This window comes from Nocardia sp. NBC_00511 (assembly GCF_045161165.1).
Lineage (GTDB): Bacteria > Actinomycetota > Actinomycetes > Mycobacteriales > Mycobacteriaceae > Nocardia.
In genome coordinates, this window is sequence record NZ_CP107849.1 from 3,442,452 (window position 1) to 3,458,204 (window position 15,753).

Consider the following 15,753-nt stretch of genomic DNA (forward strand, 5'->3'; position numbering starts at 1 on the left):
CGGTCGAGATAGCGCTTCTCGCTTCAGATATCGTCGCGCGCCGCGGCGAAGCCGGTGAGCAGGGCGGCGACCGCGTATTCGAAGCGGGATTCGTCGTCGGCGCCCGAGCCCGTTCGCGCGGCCTCGATTATCAAGGGGAAGTCTTGGGGGTCAAGGGTTTTCAGGAAGTCGGGTGAACCGGCTTCGCCCGCCTCGTTGATCGGGGTGATGCGCGCTTCGGCGGTCGCGTGGGCGATCACGAAGAGAGTCAGGGCGTTCAGGGAATCCAGGGCTCGGCCGAGGGGGAAACCGGCGGCGCACAGCAGGGTCAGGCCGCGTTCGGCGGTTTCGAGGGTGCGGGGGGTAACCGCGGGCCGGGTCGCTATCACGGGGAGGGTGCCCGGGTGGCGGAGTAGGGCGGTGCGGAGGGCTCGGGCGTAGAGGGTGAGGGCCTCTGGCCAGGGGGCGTCGGCCATGCCCGCGTCGGCGGCGGAGAGGACGCGTTCGACCATGCCGTCGAGGAGGGCGTCCTTGTTCGGGACGTAGTGGTAGAGGGTCATGGCCTCGACGCCGAGTTCCGCGCCGAGTTTGCGCATGGAGAGGGTGGCGAGGCCGTCGCGGTCGGCGATGGTGAGGGCCGCGTCGAGGATCTGATCGCGGGAAAGGCCTGCTCGCTCGGCTCTGGTGCGTTTGGGCGGCATCGGTTTTCACTCCTGTGTTGACAACTCTTACGACGTAAGTGCATAGTAGTGCACAGCGAGGAACTCTTACGTCGTAAGAGTTCGCACGACAGGAGAAACCGATGAACGCCACCGCCACCATCACCGACAACAAGGCCACCATCACCGCGTTCATCGACGCGCTGAACGTCGGACTGACCGGCGAGAACCCCTGGATCGCCTACCTGTCGCCGCAGGTGATCGACCACAACAAGATCATCTTCGGTGAGGAGGAGGCACCGGGCGCGGCGATCGAGGGCTTCCGCCAGCAGCTGGCCGCCTTCAGCAAGACCGACGAGGGCGAGAGCGGCCTGCTGGTGCAGGAACTGATCGGCGAGGGCGACCGAATCGTGGCCCGGCTGCGCGTGATCGGCGTGCACACCGGGGCGCACGCCCGCATGCCGGAGCCCACCGGCCGCACCTGCGATGTCGAGCAGATCTGGATCTTCACCCTGACCGACGGCCTGATCACCGAAATCCGCGCCGTCAGCGACCGTTTGGGCATGTTCTTGCAGCTGGGCTGGGACTGGCCGACGATGGACTGAGATTCAGCGTTGCGCACCCTCGACGACGAAACTCGCGACGGTGGTGGTGCTGCCGCCGATATTGACTGTGGCATAACGGTTCACGTCGGGCAGCTGGCACTCCCCCGCCTGCCCGGTGACCTGCTTGTATGCATCGAGCAGCATGCGCACCCCGGTCGCGCCGACCGGATGGCCGATGCCGATCAGCCCACCGCCGGGGTTGATCGGCAGGCTGCCGTCACGGCCGATCTCCCCGGATTCCACCGCCTTCCAGCTTTCCCCGGGAGCGGTGAGTCCGAGATGGTCGATGGCCAGATACTCCGACATGGCGAAGCAGTCGTGCACCTCGACGCCGTCCAGCTGATGGATATCGGCGAGACCCGCGCGGGACAGCGCATCCAGGACCGCGTTGCGGACGTGCGGGAAGACATAGGGTTCCGCGGCCGAGACCCGGAACTTCTCCGCGAGCGGGAGCCCGGCTGTGCGGTGACCCCATCCGGCGATCACCGCGTGATGCTCGGGCCGAAAGTCGCTGCGCCGCTCCAGGAATCGATCCGACACCAGGATCACCGCGGCGGCCCCGTCGGTCATCTGACTGCAATCCTGACGGCGAAGCACGCCCGCCACCGGCGGATTTGCGCTGTCATCGGCACTGAAGCTGGCGTCGGTGTATCGCCAATTCCGGGTCTGTGCCAGCGGATTGGCGCGAGCGTTGCCGATATTGAGTTCGCTGATGGCACGCAGGTGGGTGGCGTCGAGGCCGTAGCGGCGATCGTATTCCGCGGCGATCTCGGCGAATTGGGTCGGCCATACCAGGTCGGTACCGATCGCCTCGTGCCCCGCCCAGGCCGCGGCGCCCATGTAGGCGGCGGCCTGATCCCCCGGGACCGTCTTCTCCAGCTCGGCCCCGAGCACCAGCGCGCAGTCGTATCGCCCGGATTCCAGGTCGGCCATGGCGGCCAGCGCGGCCATGCTGCCGGAAGCGCACGCGGCCTCGTGGCGGCTGGCGGGCACACCCCAGAGTTCGGGCAGCACCGTCGCGGGCATGCCGCCGAGATGTCCTTGCCCGGTGAACAATTGACCGAAGGCATTGCCCACGTGGATGACCCCGATATCGGCGACATCGACGCGGGCCGCCGTCAGCGTCTCCTCGAGCACGGCGCGGATCAGCGCGTCGTACTCCAGCCCGGCGCGATGCCAATTGACGGCGAAGTCGGTCTGGCTGCCGCCCAGAATATGTACGGACACAACAACTCCTGTTCAGAGACGAGCGCGCAGTTCACGGCGCAGCAGTTTGCCGACCGGATTGCGCGGGAGGACGTCGACGAGCTCGAGACGTTCCGGAAGTTTGAAGGAGGCGACCTCGCGCGATTGCAGATGCGCGACCACATCGGCGAGGGTCACGGTGGCGCCCGGCGCGGGAACGACTACGGCACAGCACTTCTCACCGAGCACCGCGTCCGGATAGCCGACGATCGCCACATCCGCGATGCCCGGATGATCGGCCAGCAGTCCCTCGATCTCGGCGGGCGCGATATTCATGCCGCCCCGGATGATGATCTCCTTGACCCGGTCGACGAACCGCAGATAGCGGCCGCCGTCACCGCGCAGCTCGAAAACATCTCCGCTGCACAGGAATCCGTCGTCGTCGAACGGCTCGGAAGTGGCGGTCCCGGGCAGATAGCCAGCGAAGACAGCCGGTCCGCGCATCCGCAGCTCACCGCGACCGCCGACCTCGGTCACGGTCTCCCCGGTGGTGACGTCCACGAGTTTCACCGCCGTGCGCGCGGCCAGCCGGGTCGTCCACTGCACGCCGGGCGCACCGTAGTGCGGCAGATGCTGGGCGCGCACAGTCGGATCCGGAATGTCGGCGGGCGCACCGAGCAGGCTCACGCCCTCGTTGGACCCGAAGAAGTTGAGCACCGAGATCCCCAGCTCCTCCTGCCAGCCCCGCACCACCGGCGGCGGCAGCGGCGCACCTCCGGATCCGACGGTGCGCAGCGAGGAGAGGTCGGCCTGCGCCCGCAGGGTCTCGTTGTGCAGCAGCATGGTCAGCAGCGCGGGCGGCATGCTGGTGTGGGTGACGCGATGCGTCGCGATCTGCCCGAAGAACACCGGCAGATCCAGCGGATGATGCTGTACGAGGTGACCGCCCGCGATCAGCCAGGGCAAAAACGAGCCCGCGAACCCGGCCATGTTGACCATGGGAAACGGGTTGAGCACCACCGATTCCGAGGTGATGCCGAGCCCGTCCTGAACGCCCTCGGCGACGGCCAGCCAGTCGCCGTGACAGCGCGGAATGCCCTTGGGCGCGGCCTCGGTTCCGCTGGTCCAGCAGATCGTGACCCGGTCGTTGACGGTCACCGTGAGCCCGGATTCGTAGTCGCGCAACCGTTCTCGCGACACGGACTCGACCGGGTCCCCGAGCGGGATCGCACCGTCCGGCACCCCGGGCGCGAAAGCGAAGACCGCACAGCCCTCCCCGGCGACAGTCAGCGCTTCGGCCGCCAACTCCCGATCGCCCAGCGCACCGACGGTGATGATCGCCGCCGCCGCGGTGACGGCCACGATCCCCGACAGTTCGTGCCGCCGATACGACACCGGCATGGGCGTCGCCACCGCGCCCAGCCGCCACAGCGCCAGGTACACCGCCGTCAACACGACGGTGTTGGGAAGTTGCACGGCGACAGTGGTGCCCTGCCGAATTCCGTTGTCCAACAATGCCGCAGCGATATCGACGACCAGATCGTCGAGCTCACGCCATGTCGCGGTGCGCGGATCCGCCCCGGTGAGAGCGGTCAGGTTGGCCGGATCGGTGACCGCGGGCGCGTCCGGCGTCTCGATGACACGGCGGCGGAACAACTCGGGAATGGTCTCGGCATCCCACCACCCGCGCGCCAGATACTCGCGCACGGTGTCTTCGGGATGACAGGTGGAGACATCGGGACGGACAGTGGAAGTGCTTGCGGAGGTGGCTGATTCGGCCATCGGATCCCCTGGGAGCTAGTTGGTCAGGACATGCGGCGCAGCACCAGGGCCGAACCCAGCCCGAGCGCGGCCGGAATGGTCACCAGCGCGTGTTCGCCGTCGGCGCGCCGCAGCGCGTCGAGGGCCTGGGCGATGAGAATGCCGCCGCTCGCGCCCAGCGGATGCCCGACCGCCAGCGCACCACCGGAGGGATTCACCCGCACCGGATCGAGGCCGAGCTCCCGCGTCAGCAGCAGCGGTGTGACAGCGAAGGATTCGTTCACCTCCACCACATCGAGATCACCCGGCGTGATCCCGGCCCGTTGCAGCGCGACCCGGGCCGCACTCACCGGCGCGGTCAGCAGCGGCGACCGCACCGCCGTCTGCGCGGTACCCACGATCTGCGCGATCGGCGCACGACCCAGCACCCGCGAGGCGCGGTGGGTGCCCAGCAGTACCGCCGAGGCCCCGTCCGCGAGTTGTGGTGCGGTGGCAAGAGTATGAAGTCCGGCGACCGGATGCGGTGCGCCGGGTAGTCGCCGTGCCACCCGCTCCCATGACGGATCCGAACCGAACAAGGTCGGCAATGCCGCGAACGCGGCCCCGGTCGCGTCGGCGCGCGCCCCCTCGTCGGAGGCCAGCAGCAGCGTGCCGCCCTTGCGCACCGGTATCACCGAATCCGGAATCCCGGCCGCCGTGGCCTTCCGGTGCGACTGCACCGCATAGGCATCCAGCTGTGCACGGGTGAATCCGTACTCGGCCGCCGTCAGATCCGCCGACACTCCGATGGTGACGAACCCGGTCCGCTCGCCCAGATCGTTGTCCTCGGCGATGGCGGGCCGATCCGCGAGCATCGGCACCCGCGACATGGACTCCACCCCACCGGCGACCACCACCTCGGCCATCCCCGCTCCCACCCGCGCGGCACCGCTCTCCACCGCGTCGAGCCCGGAACAGCACAGCCGCGACACCACTCCGCCGGGCACCGAGTCCGGCCACCCCGCCCACAGTGCCGCGGCCCGAGCCACATTCCCGCCCTGCTCCCCCACCGCGGTGCTCACGCCCACCACGATGTCGTCCACCACCTCCGGCGGACACGACCGAGCCTCCAGCGCACTCAGCAGCTGCCCGAACAGCTCGTACGGCGGCACCTCCGCCAGCGTTCCCCCACCCCGCCGTACCCGCCCCCGAGGCAGCCGCACCACGTCATAGACGAACGCGTCACTCACCGTCCGCCTCCTTTCTCGCTGTCGCGCAACGGGTTCGCGCGGTATCGAACAGTCGAGCCACCGACCTCACCCCCGGCCTTCGCCGTCGGATGCCGGACCGCCGACATGGGATTGCGTCCGCCGCCGGATGGCGAGTTCGGCGATGGTCGACAGGGTGTGCTCACCGGCGGGGTCCTCGGCGGAAGTCGCTGGGACCAGCACTATTTCGTTCGCGCCCGCGTCGCGATAGTTGGACAGCCGGGCGGCCAGGGTGGCGGCGTCGCCGAACATGCCCACGGTGGCGGGCAGTTCATCAGGAATGGCGGCGAGGATTTCCCGAGGGTGCGCACCCGAATGGGCGAGGGCGACTGTCTCGCCGAAACCCGCCTCGGTGAACATGGCGTCGTAGCCAGGCGCTCGTAGATACCCGACGACGGCCTGGCGAACGGTCGCGTACAGATCGGGCGTCGGATCGGCGGCGGCCGTCACCCACACGGATACCGGCGGCGCCGGGCGATCGGCAGCCCTCGCGAATTCCGCTATGGCACTGACACATCGGGCTACCTGAGCCGGGGTCACCAGGTTGAGCACCACGCGGTCGGCGCAGCGCGCCGCGACCTCGAGGGCTCGGTCACCGAACGCGGCCACCACGATCTCACCACCCGCACCGGTCTGATCGGGCATCCGCAAGGCCGGTAACCGCAGCCGAAATCCTCGGACCCGCTCGAGCTGGCCCTCGTATTCGACCTTGTCGCCGGCGAGAAGCGCGCGCACGATGTGCGTCGTCTCCTCCAGATGCCTTGCGGTGCGCAGTCTTCGGCGACCGTGCCAGTCGCGAACGACGACGGTGCTCGAGGTCCCGAGCGCGACATCGACCCGGCGGCCGGTCAGTGCCGCGACACTGGCCGCGCCCATGGCGATATTGGCCGGTGTGCGGACGTCGACCGCCAATGGCCCCAGGCACAGGGGAATTCGGCCGGAGTCGCGGCCGATGGCGGTGGCCACCGAGAAGGCGTCGAAGGTGGCCATCTCGCCGACCCACAGGCGGTGGTAGCCGAGCCGGTCGGCGGACTCCGCCACCGCAAGCGCATCGAGCGGGTCGCGGTTCTGCCAGTACGGCAGGCTCACACTGAGGTGCGAAAAGGGCACGGGGGCAGCCCTTTTCACTCGACCGGGCGGGCGGCGGCCCGCATGCGGTCCCCGCTCACCCAGGTAGCGTGGAAGCCGAGCGGCACCCGGACCGGCAGGCCCAGGCGGCACACCGGCCCGGCCGTCAGGTTCGCCGCGTCGAAGATCCACACCTCACCGAGTCCGGTGTGGTTGTTGTGGGCGAACATGGTCAACCAGGCATCGTCCTCGGCCGCACCGGCGCGCGGCACGACCGCCAGCTCGGAGCCGAAGATCCCGTCTCCGAAGGGCGCGGTTTCCTTTGCGCCGGTGAGGATGTCGTACTTGATGACGGCGTCGAAGATCATCGTCCGATCGACCGAGAGTCGCATCTGATACGAATAGCGACCCCGCCGCCCGGTGAGTCCCTGGTCGATGGCCGGGAATTCGGTGTTCACGTCGTCCATCGGCTCCTCGATGGTGACGCCGGTGCGCAGGTTGAACCGATACCGGTACAGCTTCGCCTCCGGCCGCAGGTACGCCAGCAGCTGCGCGAGCGGATGCGCACGGTCCGACACCGGACTGGGTTCGGTGACCCGGCACACCACCAGGACGATCTCGTCGCCGTCCTCCCAGGAGTTGACGGTGTGATAGATGTACCCGGGCTCGGCCTCGAACCACTTCGCCTGCGTCCCTTCGCCGTAACGCGGCAGCACGGCGAAGCGGCTGGGCAGCGTGCGATCGAAGAAGATCTTGAAGCGTCCGGCTGCGGCCGCGCGCGGATCGTTGTAGAGCGGCAGATCCATCAGGATCGCGTGATTGTCGGTGATGGCCATGTCGTGCGGCAGGCGCGGTCCGGGCAGTTCCAGACCGGTGAAGTGGGTGACCGTGCCGGTCGGATCGGCCACGCCGTAGCGCAGGTAGGGCGCGTTGATGCCGTAGTCGAAGAACAGCAGTTCCTCGGTGCGCTCGTCCACCTTGGCGTGCGCCGAAACCTCGCCGCACAGGGTGCCGTTGAAGGTGTCCACGCCGCGGGTCTCGAGGCTGACCGGGTCGATCGCGTACGGCTTGCCCGCCCGGTACCAGAGGGCGAGCAGGTTGCCGTGGTGGTAGATCAGATCGGTGTTGGCGGAGTTGCGTTCGCGGCGGTCGCCGGCCGGATTGCCGTCCCAGGGTTCGATCACGCCGCGCCACAGCGCGGTTCCGGCGGCCTGTTCGGCATCGAATTCGGCGGTGCGCACGAACCGGTTTCGATAGGTGGCGCGCCCGTCCTCGAAGTGGACGGCGTGCAGCATGCCGTCACCGTCGAACCAGTGATAGCGACCCATCGGCGCGAATTGCGGATTCGGCCCGTTGCGCACGTAGACGCCGTCCAGATCGACGGGCAATTCACCTTGCAGCACAGGCAGATTCGTGGCGGTGGTCTCCTGCGCGATCGGCGCGTAGGGGCCCTCCAGATACGGATTGGTCAGCGCCTCGGCAGCGGGCGCGATGAGTTCTTCGTTGAGCGGCATGAGAAGCCTCCGGCGACCGGGGTGACACCCGGAAAATTCACTACAGTTAATGAAGTGATACGCGTCTCAATGGAAGCTGTCAAGAGCCGACAGGCCGCCCGGGGCCGCCTTACGGGCACCACCGGACGGTTCGAAGCGCACGTCCCGCCGCCCGAGCACTGCATCGCAACCCCGGCACCGCAGCGCCGGGACCAGCACCGCACCACATTCCTTGTGCCGGATGCGCAATCCCGGTTCCGGCGCGTCCGGATGCGCGTGCGCAGACCACGCCAGCAGAAAAGCGAACACCCCGAACAGCGCCCGCCCGCGCGGCGTCAGCCGGTAGTCCCGAGAACCGTCGCCGGATCGCTCCAGCACCCCCGCCTCGACCAGCCGGGTCAGCCGTTCGGTGAGCGTGGTCGGCGACATGTCCAGGGCCGCACGGAAATCCGAGAAGCGCCGCACCCCGGCCAGCGCGAGCCCGGTCACCGCCGCGCTCCACCGATCCCCGATGGCCTCCATGATCTCGTCGAATCGCGCGTCGCCACCGGCCGGCACCCCGGTGCGCCCCGAGCGCCTGCGTCCGGAGGTCAACTGCCACAGCGCATCCGGATCCAGCTCGACCTCGGTGTCGTGCGTGGTCACATCGCGCCCGCACCCCCGGCACATCAGCACCGGCGGCCCGCGATGACCGCAGCCGGTGTGCAGGAACTCCGGCAGCACCGCCCACTCGGCGGTCCATTCCCGCTGCCAGGACCACACGCAGACCAGAATCTCCCAGGTCCCCAGTCCGCGCTCGGTGAGCCGGTATTCAGGCCCGTCGGCCCGCTCGAGGACCCCGGAATCGACGAGCGCCGCCAGCCGTGCGGTGAGCACGGCGGGCGGCGCCCCGGTGCGCTCGGCCCACTGGGTGAACCGTCGCGCGTGGTCGACGAAGGCGTGCCGCAGGATCGTCAGCGTCAGTCGATCACCGAGCAGATCGAAGGTCGCGGCCACCGAATTCGTCACTTCAACAACTGTACTGTCTGGCGATCAATCCTGGTTCGCAGGCTCGCTGTCGCTCAGCGATGCCAGCTCACGCTGCACGGCCGCGTCGTGCTCGGCCGCCTCCTCCGCCGCCTTCTTCGGGCTCCAGTGTCCGGCCATGATGAACACGAACGGCAGGAACAGAATCTGGGCGACCAGGCAGATCCACCACCAGGTCTTCCACTGCTTGGGCGAATCGACCTGCGCCTTCTGCACGTCGGTGCCGTGCGCGGACAGGAAGGCCAGATCGTCGGCCGGGATCGCGCTCACCGCTTTGAGCTGTGCGCTGGCCGCGGTCAGACCGGGACCGATCTGCGAGACGACGGCCAACTGATCGACCGGCACCTTCTGCGCGGCCGTGATCCGGGCGATGGCCTGATCCGGCGGAATCTTGAACTTCTGCGCGACCTGCGCGACCGCTGCCGCCCCCGAGGCCTGATCGGCCGGGTTGGTCAGCAGCTTGACCAGCACGGTGGGATCGATGGCCTGCAAGGTCGCCAGTTCATCCGGATACTTCGCGTTCACGGTCAGTGCGGTCTGCACGTCCGCGGCCTTGTCACCGGTCAGCTTGACCATCGCATCGGTCTGCGCCGCAAGGTCATTCGGGTTCTTGCCCAGCGCCGCGAGCGTGTCCGCACCGACGGTCTGAATGGTCGCGATCTCGGTGTGGTACTTGGCGTTGATGGTCTGCAACCGAGGCCCGTAGTTGACCAGTGTGCCGGTGGCGTTCACCACGAACACCATGCCGAGCAGCACGAAGGTGACGACCGTGCGCAGCACGCCGCCCCACACCGCGAGCCCGATGGCGGTGGCCGCCGGATTCCGCTTCTCAACGGTTTCGGTGAAGCTCGCCATCCAGGTGGAATACGCGATGCCGGAACCGATCGCGATGAAGCTGAGCACCACCGCGAAGGTGTAGTAGTCGGTGCCGGGCTGATCGGTGTAGCCGAGGAACACCGCGACGCCGATGATGCTGATGATGCCGCCGAAGATCATGAACGGCTTGCGCACCTTCAGCTTGTCCGACACGATGCCGGTCAGCACCAGTGCGAACGCGCTCGCGATCCAATACCAGTTGCCCAGCGAGTTCCCCTGTGCCGAGGAGAACCCGAAGTTCGTGGCCATGTAGACCGGCAGGAACGACACGATCGTGTAGAAGAAGGCCAGGAAGATCGAGATGGCCACCGCCGAACCGACGATATCGAGGCGCATCATCTGGCCCCACTCGCCACGTTGCAGCGCAGCCACATCCAGGCCGCGGGCGCGCGCCTCGACCAGCGCCCGGTCCCGCAGCGACACCATCACCTGATCGCGCAGGGCCGGACTCAACTCCCGCAATCCGATCACGCCGATCACCGAGATGATCAGGCTGATCACGCCGCACAGCCGGTACTGGTACTGCCAGTCCGCGTGCGAGTCGAGGGTGTGGGTGGCGATCTCGGTGGTCACCAGCGCGCCGAGCACCGGGCCCATGGTCCAGAAGCCCATGGCCGAGGCCCGATCCAGCTGCGGCGAGAAGTCGCGCACCAGCGCGGGCGTGGCCACCAGGACGGCGCCCTCCACAATGCTGATCAGGCAGTAGACGGCGAGGTAGGACTCTTTGGTGGTGGTCGCGGGCTGCGCGAACAGGGTCAGCAGCGAGCAGACCACCGTGCCGTAGGCGACGATATTGGCTCGCCCCCACCGATCCAGCAGGCCCGTCACCACCGAGGCCACGGCGCCGAAGGCCGCGCCGACGATGAAGATGCCGACGAAGTATCGGAAGCTGAGGCCGAAGTACGCGATCAGCTGATTGCCCACCGCGCCCGAGACGAAAAGCTGATAGTAGAGCCCCACCGAGGTGATGACGACCAGGAACAGATACCAGGAGCGGGCCGGGGTTTCCGGATAGTGCGGCAGTTTGCGCTGCCACAGCCCCGTGACCAGCGTCGGCGGTGGGAACTCCACCCCCGGTGGGACAGCGGTCGGGGTAGTACTCATAACGGAACGCCTTTCTCTCCACGGCGTTTCGCGTGACCGGAAGACCCATAGGGACGCAACACGATCAGCCGGGTGATCACAGGGTAGCGGTTTATGAGTGACTTGAATCACTGTTGCCGAAATTGCTTCTAGCTAACCCCGGGCAGCATGAACCGGGCCGCGGCGGAGGGTGTGTTTTCTCCGCTCGCGACCGGGAGCGCCGCGAAACTATTCGGTGGCGCTACGGAAATACAGAATGTTCTGGCCGTGCGAGGCCAGCGGGGCCGCTTCCGCGGATTGCCGGATACCGCTGCCGGGCAGGCAGGTCAGCTTGGTGAACATGGTGGTGTTGCCGAAGGCGGATCGCACCTGGGTCTCGGAGGCGTAGTCGGCGCCGTAGTCCGAGAGCGCCTTGAAATCCAGTGGTGCGAGCGGCTTTTCGAGCGGGGTCTGGGCGGCGGGCAGGCCGAGCGCAGCGTACTGGGTGGCCGCGCCGCCCTCGTACCAGCACAGCTCGTAGGACATCTGCTCGGTGGTGGTCACGGTGACCGCGGGCCACTCCTGCGACAGGCGCAGCGCGAGCGGATGACGGCCGACGGGGGCCACCTCCCAGTTCAGGCTCTTGACCGACACCCAGTGTTCGGACACCTTCTCGATGAGGACCACGTCCTCACCCAGGCGTTCGGTCACGTTGGCCTCGGGTTCGGGTGTGCTCCAATGCTTTTCCTCGACGCCGAGGTAGGCGGAGGCGGGCACGGCCTGCGCGCCGTCGGCGGTGTACGCGGCGAGGATGGCGGCGCGCACCAGGGTGACGGCATTGCGGGAGGAGCAGCGCACCGCCAGCGCACCGAACGAGGTGCTGATGTCGACGGGCTTGGACGGCTGGTCCGGGAGTGCGCCCGCGGCAAGCGGTTTCAGGCCGACCAGCGCCAGCTGCCAGTTCACCTCTTCGATGGTCGCGAGGTCACCGGCACTCTGGTAGAGGATCTGCTGCTGGGTCAGATACCCCGCGCGTTCGAGGGTGGCGCATTCGAGTTTGTGCAGCGCGGTCACGGTCTTACTGGTGAATCCGATGTCCTCGACCCGGATTTCGCGTAGTCGCTGCGTCATGGTGGGCGAGGTGACCGAGGCGTAGCAGTCGCGGTACATCGACAGCGCCTGCTTGCGCTGACGGCCGACCATGAGCGTGCGCAGCAGGGTGTTGAGGCTCGAAAGGTACCGGTTGGCCTGCTCTGGTTCGGCGGCGAACAGGCCGGCCCGGATACGGACCGCGTCCTCACCGGCGGCGACGGCGGCCTTCGGATCCAGGCGGCACAGCCACACGCTGCATTTCGACAGCGCGTCCGCCGACGCACCCGCGGCCAGCGGATAGGTGCTGGCCACATGGCGATAGGCCTGGCAGGCGTTGCGGATGGTGGAGGTGGCCAGTTCGCGGTGGCCGATGGTGCGGGCGGCGAGTTCGAACAGCCGCAGCGCCTCCTGCACCTCGGCGGCGAACACCGCGGTCACATGACCGGCGGCGAGCCAGCGCAGCCGGATGAGCACGGCCTCCTGCGCGGGTTCCAGCGCGGAGTGCGAGTGATCACGCTGCGAGCCGTCGGTTTTGGTGGCGATCAGAGCGCGGGCGAGCACGCAGAGTGAGGTGGCCAGCGCCAGCTCGGTTTCGGCCGAACGGTCTCGCGCGGCCGCGCGATCCGCAGCCACCTGGCGCTCGATGGCGCTGAGATCCATTGCGACCTTCAAACTCCCGTACATCAGGCCCGCGCGATCACCCGAATCAACGGGCGCACGGGCCTTCACGACAACATTTGCGCTGAGTCTGCCATAAATCGCGGGTGCGGGTCGACCATCCGGTGGTATGCCCGAATACGCGATCTTCGCTACGGCGAAGGCGATCAGCGGGCTCGACTGTACCGGAGTTGGGTCGGCTTCACCCGGTCGAATTCGGTGCGGCCCGAGAGGTGCTGCGGCACACCCACTTCCCACCACGCGCCCGCCTCGGTCCAGGCGTTGGGCCGGGTGCGGACGACTACCACGGCGGGCCTTCGCTCGACGGTGGCGGCGGTGCGGGCGCGGGCGTAGGCATCGCGGAATTCGCCGATCTCGTCCGCGGTGAAGACCGCGCAGCCCAGCGCGCGAGCGTGCTGGGCGAAGTCGACGCGGGGCGGATCACTGTGGTTGGTGCGGCAATCGGCGTAGAAGTTGTTGAACGGGGTGCCGCCCTGTCCCTCCTGAAGCCGCGCGATGACCGCGTAGCCGTCGTTGTCGCAGACCACGGCGACGAGGGGGTGTCCGGCGAAGGCGGCGGAGAACAGTTCGGAGTTGAGCATGAGGTACGAACCGTCGCCGAGCATGGTGGTGACCAGACCGTCCGAATGCGCCATCGCCGCACCCCAGGCGCCCGCGAGCTCGTATCCCATGCAGGAGAAGCCGTATTCGACGTCCATGGTGGGTTCGCCGCCACCGGCACGCCAGCCGCCGACGAGTTCTCCGGGCATGCCACCGGATGCGGTCATCACGTAGTCGCTGGGGCCGGACAGGTCGTTGACCACGCCGACGACCTGGGCATAGCTGGGTGCGCCCGCGGTGGGGGCACGCAGTGTGTCGATGTGGGCGTCCCAGTCCGCGCGAACCGTGGCGGCGCGAGCCGTCCAGTCCGAGTCGACGCGCCAATCCCGCATTTCCGGTTCGAGATCGTGCAGCGCGGCGTCGGCGTCGCCGGTGACCGCGAGCGCACCGTGCTTGACCGCGTCGAAGCGGGCCGAATTGATGTGCACCAGACGCACTTCCGGTGCGAACACCGTCCAGGAGGCGGTGGTGAAGTCCTGTAGCCGGGTGCCGACGGCCAGCACCACATCCGCTTCCCGGGCCAGGGTGTTCGCCGATGTCGCGCCGGTGATGCCGAGCGGACCGGCGTACAGCGAGTGATCGTGTGGGACCAGCGTGCGTCCCGCCGTGGTCTCGGTGACCGGAATGCCGTGCCGCTGAGCGAAATCCAGCGCTCGCGGGCCCGCACCCGAGTAGCGGACTCCGCCACCGAGCACGAGCAGGGGACGCTTCGCCAGTCGTAGTGCGGTGGCCGCCGCGGCGACCGCGCGCCGGTCCGGGCGCGGACGTGGGACGTGATGGACGACCACGTCGAACAGTGCGTCCGGGAAGTCGAAGGTCTCGACCTGCACGTCCTGCGGCAGGGCGAGGGTGACCGGACCGGCGTCGGCGGAATCGGTGAGGACGCGTGCCACCTGGGGCAGCGTCGCGATCAGCTGTTCGGGCCGGGTGATCCGATCGAAGTAGCGGCTGACCGGACGGAAGGCGTCATTGACGGTGACGGTCGGATCGCCGAAGTGCTCGACCTGCTGCAACACCGGATCAGGCGCCCGGCTGGTGAAGGTGTCACCCGGCAGCAGCAGCAATGGCAGCCGATTCGCGTGTGCCACACCGGCGGCCGTCACCATGTTCAACGCACCGGGCCCGATGGACGAGGTCGCGACCCCCACCTGCCGCCGCTGCGCCGCCTTCGCCAGCCCGACCGCCGCGAGGGCCATCCCCTGCTCGGTGTGCCCGCGCCACAGGGGAATCGCCTCGCGGCGTTCTGCCAGTGCGGTGCCGAGCCCGAGCACATTGCCGTGCCCGAAGATCCCGAAAACCGCAGGGAACAAAGGGACTTCACGCCCGTCCAGGGTCGCCGACCGCTGGGCGATCAGCCAGGCCACCAGGGCTTGCGCGGTGGTGAGCTTCATGCGAGCCGTCCTTCGTGGGAGGTGAGCGGGCACCGCGGGTCCAGGGGCTCATCGGCCCACGCCGACCGCACCCAGGAGTGGGCAGGGTCGTCGCAGAAGGCCATCGAGCGCTCGGGGCCCGGACCGGCCAGCACATTCAGGTAGTACATGGAGTAGCCGGGCGCGGCGATGCAGGGACCGTGATACCCGCGCGGCACCAGGAACACATCCCCGTCCCGGACCGCGACGTTCTCGTCGATCGACCCGTCCGCAGTGTAGGTCCGGTGCATGCCGAACCCTTCACTGCCGGTGTTGATTCCGTCACGTGCGGCGATCCGGAAGTAGTAGATCTCCTCGTTCACCACCTCGCACGCACTGGCCTCGTCGTGCTTGTGCGGCGGATACGACGACCAGTTCCCGTCCGGCGTCAGCAGCTCGCACACATTCAATTTGTCCGCGTGCTCCCACACTCCGGGGGCTCCGAAATTGGTGACCTGCCGCGTCGCCTGCCCCGCCCCGCGCACCTCGACCGGAACCTCTTCGGCCGGGCCATATTTCGGCGTGAGTCGCCGCTCGCAACGCGCCATCGGCAATGCCACTTCGATACCGCCGACGGTCGAGATCTCCACCTCGGCGTCACGTGGCACATACGCGAAGTCCGTCACTCGCGCGAAAACCGAAGCCCGCCCGGCAAGTTCGAACGTCCCCCCGTCCACCCGCACCGTGCAGGACCCCGCCAACGGCAATACGAACGCCTCGAACTCGCCCGTCTCGATCACCCGCCGCTCCCCCGCCGCCAACCGCAATACCCGCAGCCCCGTGTACGTCCACACCGCATCTTCGGGCAGCAACAGCACGGGATCCCCAGCGTCCGACAGGGTCCCGTGCGGCCTGTGCAGTCCCTTCATGCGGCCGCCTCCGCATCCGTCAATGGAAGAACCCGCAGGGCAGCAATGGATCTCGCACTACTCAACATTCCGGTCGGCTCAGCGAAAAGTGCTGGGCGGCAATCACCGTGGGCACCGACGCCATCCGCGCCGAGCAGTCTTCCC

12 protein-coding genes are annotated in these 15,753 nt (G+C 68.1%); 1 reads left to right on the forward strand and 11 read right to left on the reverse strand.

What is annotated here, in order from left to right:
* Positions 1-23: 23 nt before the first annotated feature.
* Positions 24-680 (reverse strand): TetR/AcrR family transcriptional regulator C-terminal domain-containing protein, encoded by a 657-nt coding sequence (locus OG300_RS16350; protein ID WP_405496782.1) that lies wholly within the window; start codon positions 678-680, stop codon positions 24-26.
* Positions 681-781: 101 nt separating this feature from the next.
* Between OG300_RS16350 and OG300_RS16355 the strand changes: the two genes are divergently transcribed.
* Entirely contained in the window at positions 782-1,243 is a 462-nt protein-coding gene (locus OG300_RS16355) for an ester cyclase (RefSeq protein WP_405496784.1), read from the forward strand.
* Positions 1,244-1,246: 3 nt separating this feature from the next.
* Here the strand turns inward: OG300_RS16355 and OG300_RS16360 are convergent, their stop codons facing one another.
* The 10 genes from OG300_RS16360 to iolB form a co-directional block, all read right to left on the reverse strand.
* Complete coding sequence (locus OG300_RS16360; protein WP_405496786.1) at positions 1,247-2,470, reverse strand: acetyl-CoA acetyltransferase; 1,224 nt, start codon at positions 2,468-2,470, stop codon at positions 1,247-1,249.
* Between the two features lie 12 nt (positions 2,471-2,482).
* Entirely contained in the window at positions 2,483-4,210 is a 1,728-nt protein-coding gene (locus OG300_RS16365) for a class I adenylate-forming enzyme family protein (RefSeq protein WP_405496788.1), read from the reverse strand.
* A gap of 23 nt (positions 4,211-4,233) precedes the next feature.
* Entirely contained in the window at positions 4,234-5,418 is a 1,185-nt protein-coding gene (locus OG300_RS16370; RefSeq protein ID WP_405496790.1) for a thiolase family protein, read from the reverse strand.
* 66 nt (positions 5,419-5,484) lie between these two features.
* Positions 5,485-6,546 carry an LLM class F420-dependent oxidoreductase gene (locus OG300_RS16375; RefSeq protein WP_405496792.1) on the reverse strand — a complete coding sequence of 354 codons (1,062 nt, stop codon included), beginning with the start codon at positions 6,544-6,546 and terminating at the stop codon, positions 5,485-5,487.
* 14 nt (positions 6,547-6,560) lie between these two features.
* On the reverse strand, positions 6,561-8,018 hold the full coding sequence (locus OG300_RS16380; protein ID WP_405496794.1) for a carotenoid oxygenase family protein: 1,458 nt from the start codon (positions 8,016-8,018) through the stop codon (positions 6,561-6,563).
* A gap of 66 nt (positions 8,019-8,084) precedes the next feature.
* Positions 8,085-9,005, reverse strand: a complete 921-nt coding sequence (locus OG300_RS16385) for a winged helix-turn-helix transcriptional regulator (protein ID WP_405496796.1) — start codon at positions 9,003-9,005, stop codon at positions 8,085-8,087.
* 24 nt (positions 9,006-9,029) lie between these two features.
* Positions 9,030-11,003: an MFS transporter gene (locus OG300_RS16390; RefSeq protein ID WP_405496798.1), complete on the reverse strand. Its 1,974-nt coding sequence runs from the start codon at positions 11,001-11,003 to the stop codon at positions 9,030-9,032.
* A gap of 207 nt (positions 11,004-11,210) precedes the next feature.
* A complete protein-coding gene (locus tag OG300_RS16395; protein ID WP_405496800.1) occupies positions 11,211-12,782 on the reverse strand; it encodes a hypothetical protein in 1,572 nt (523 codons plus the stop codon).
* A 95-nt stretch (positions 12,783-12,877) separates the two neighbouring features.
* Positions 12,878-14,722: a 3D-(3,5/4)-trihydroxycyclohexane-1,2-dione acylhydrolase (decyclizing) gene (gene iolD / locus OG300_RS16400; RefSeq protein ID WP_405496802.1), complete on the reverse strand. Its 1,845-nt coding sequence runs from the start codon at positions 14,720-14,722 to the stop codon at positions 12,878-12,880.
* Positions 14,719-15,609: a 5-deoxy-glucuronate isomerase gene (gene iolB / locus OG300_RS16405; protein WP_405496804.1), complete on the reverse strand. Its 891-nt coding sequence runs from the start codon at positions 15,607-15,609 to the stop codon at positions 14,719-14,721. The genes iolD and iolB overlap by 4 nt, the downstream gene beginning before the upstream one ends.
* Positions 15,610-15,753: the final 144 nt, after the last annotated feature.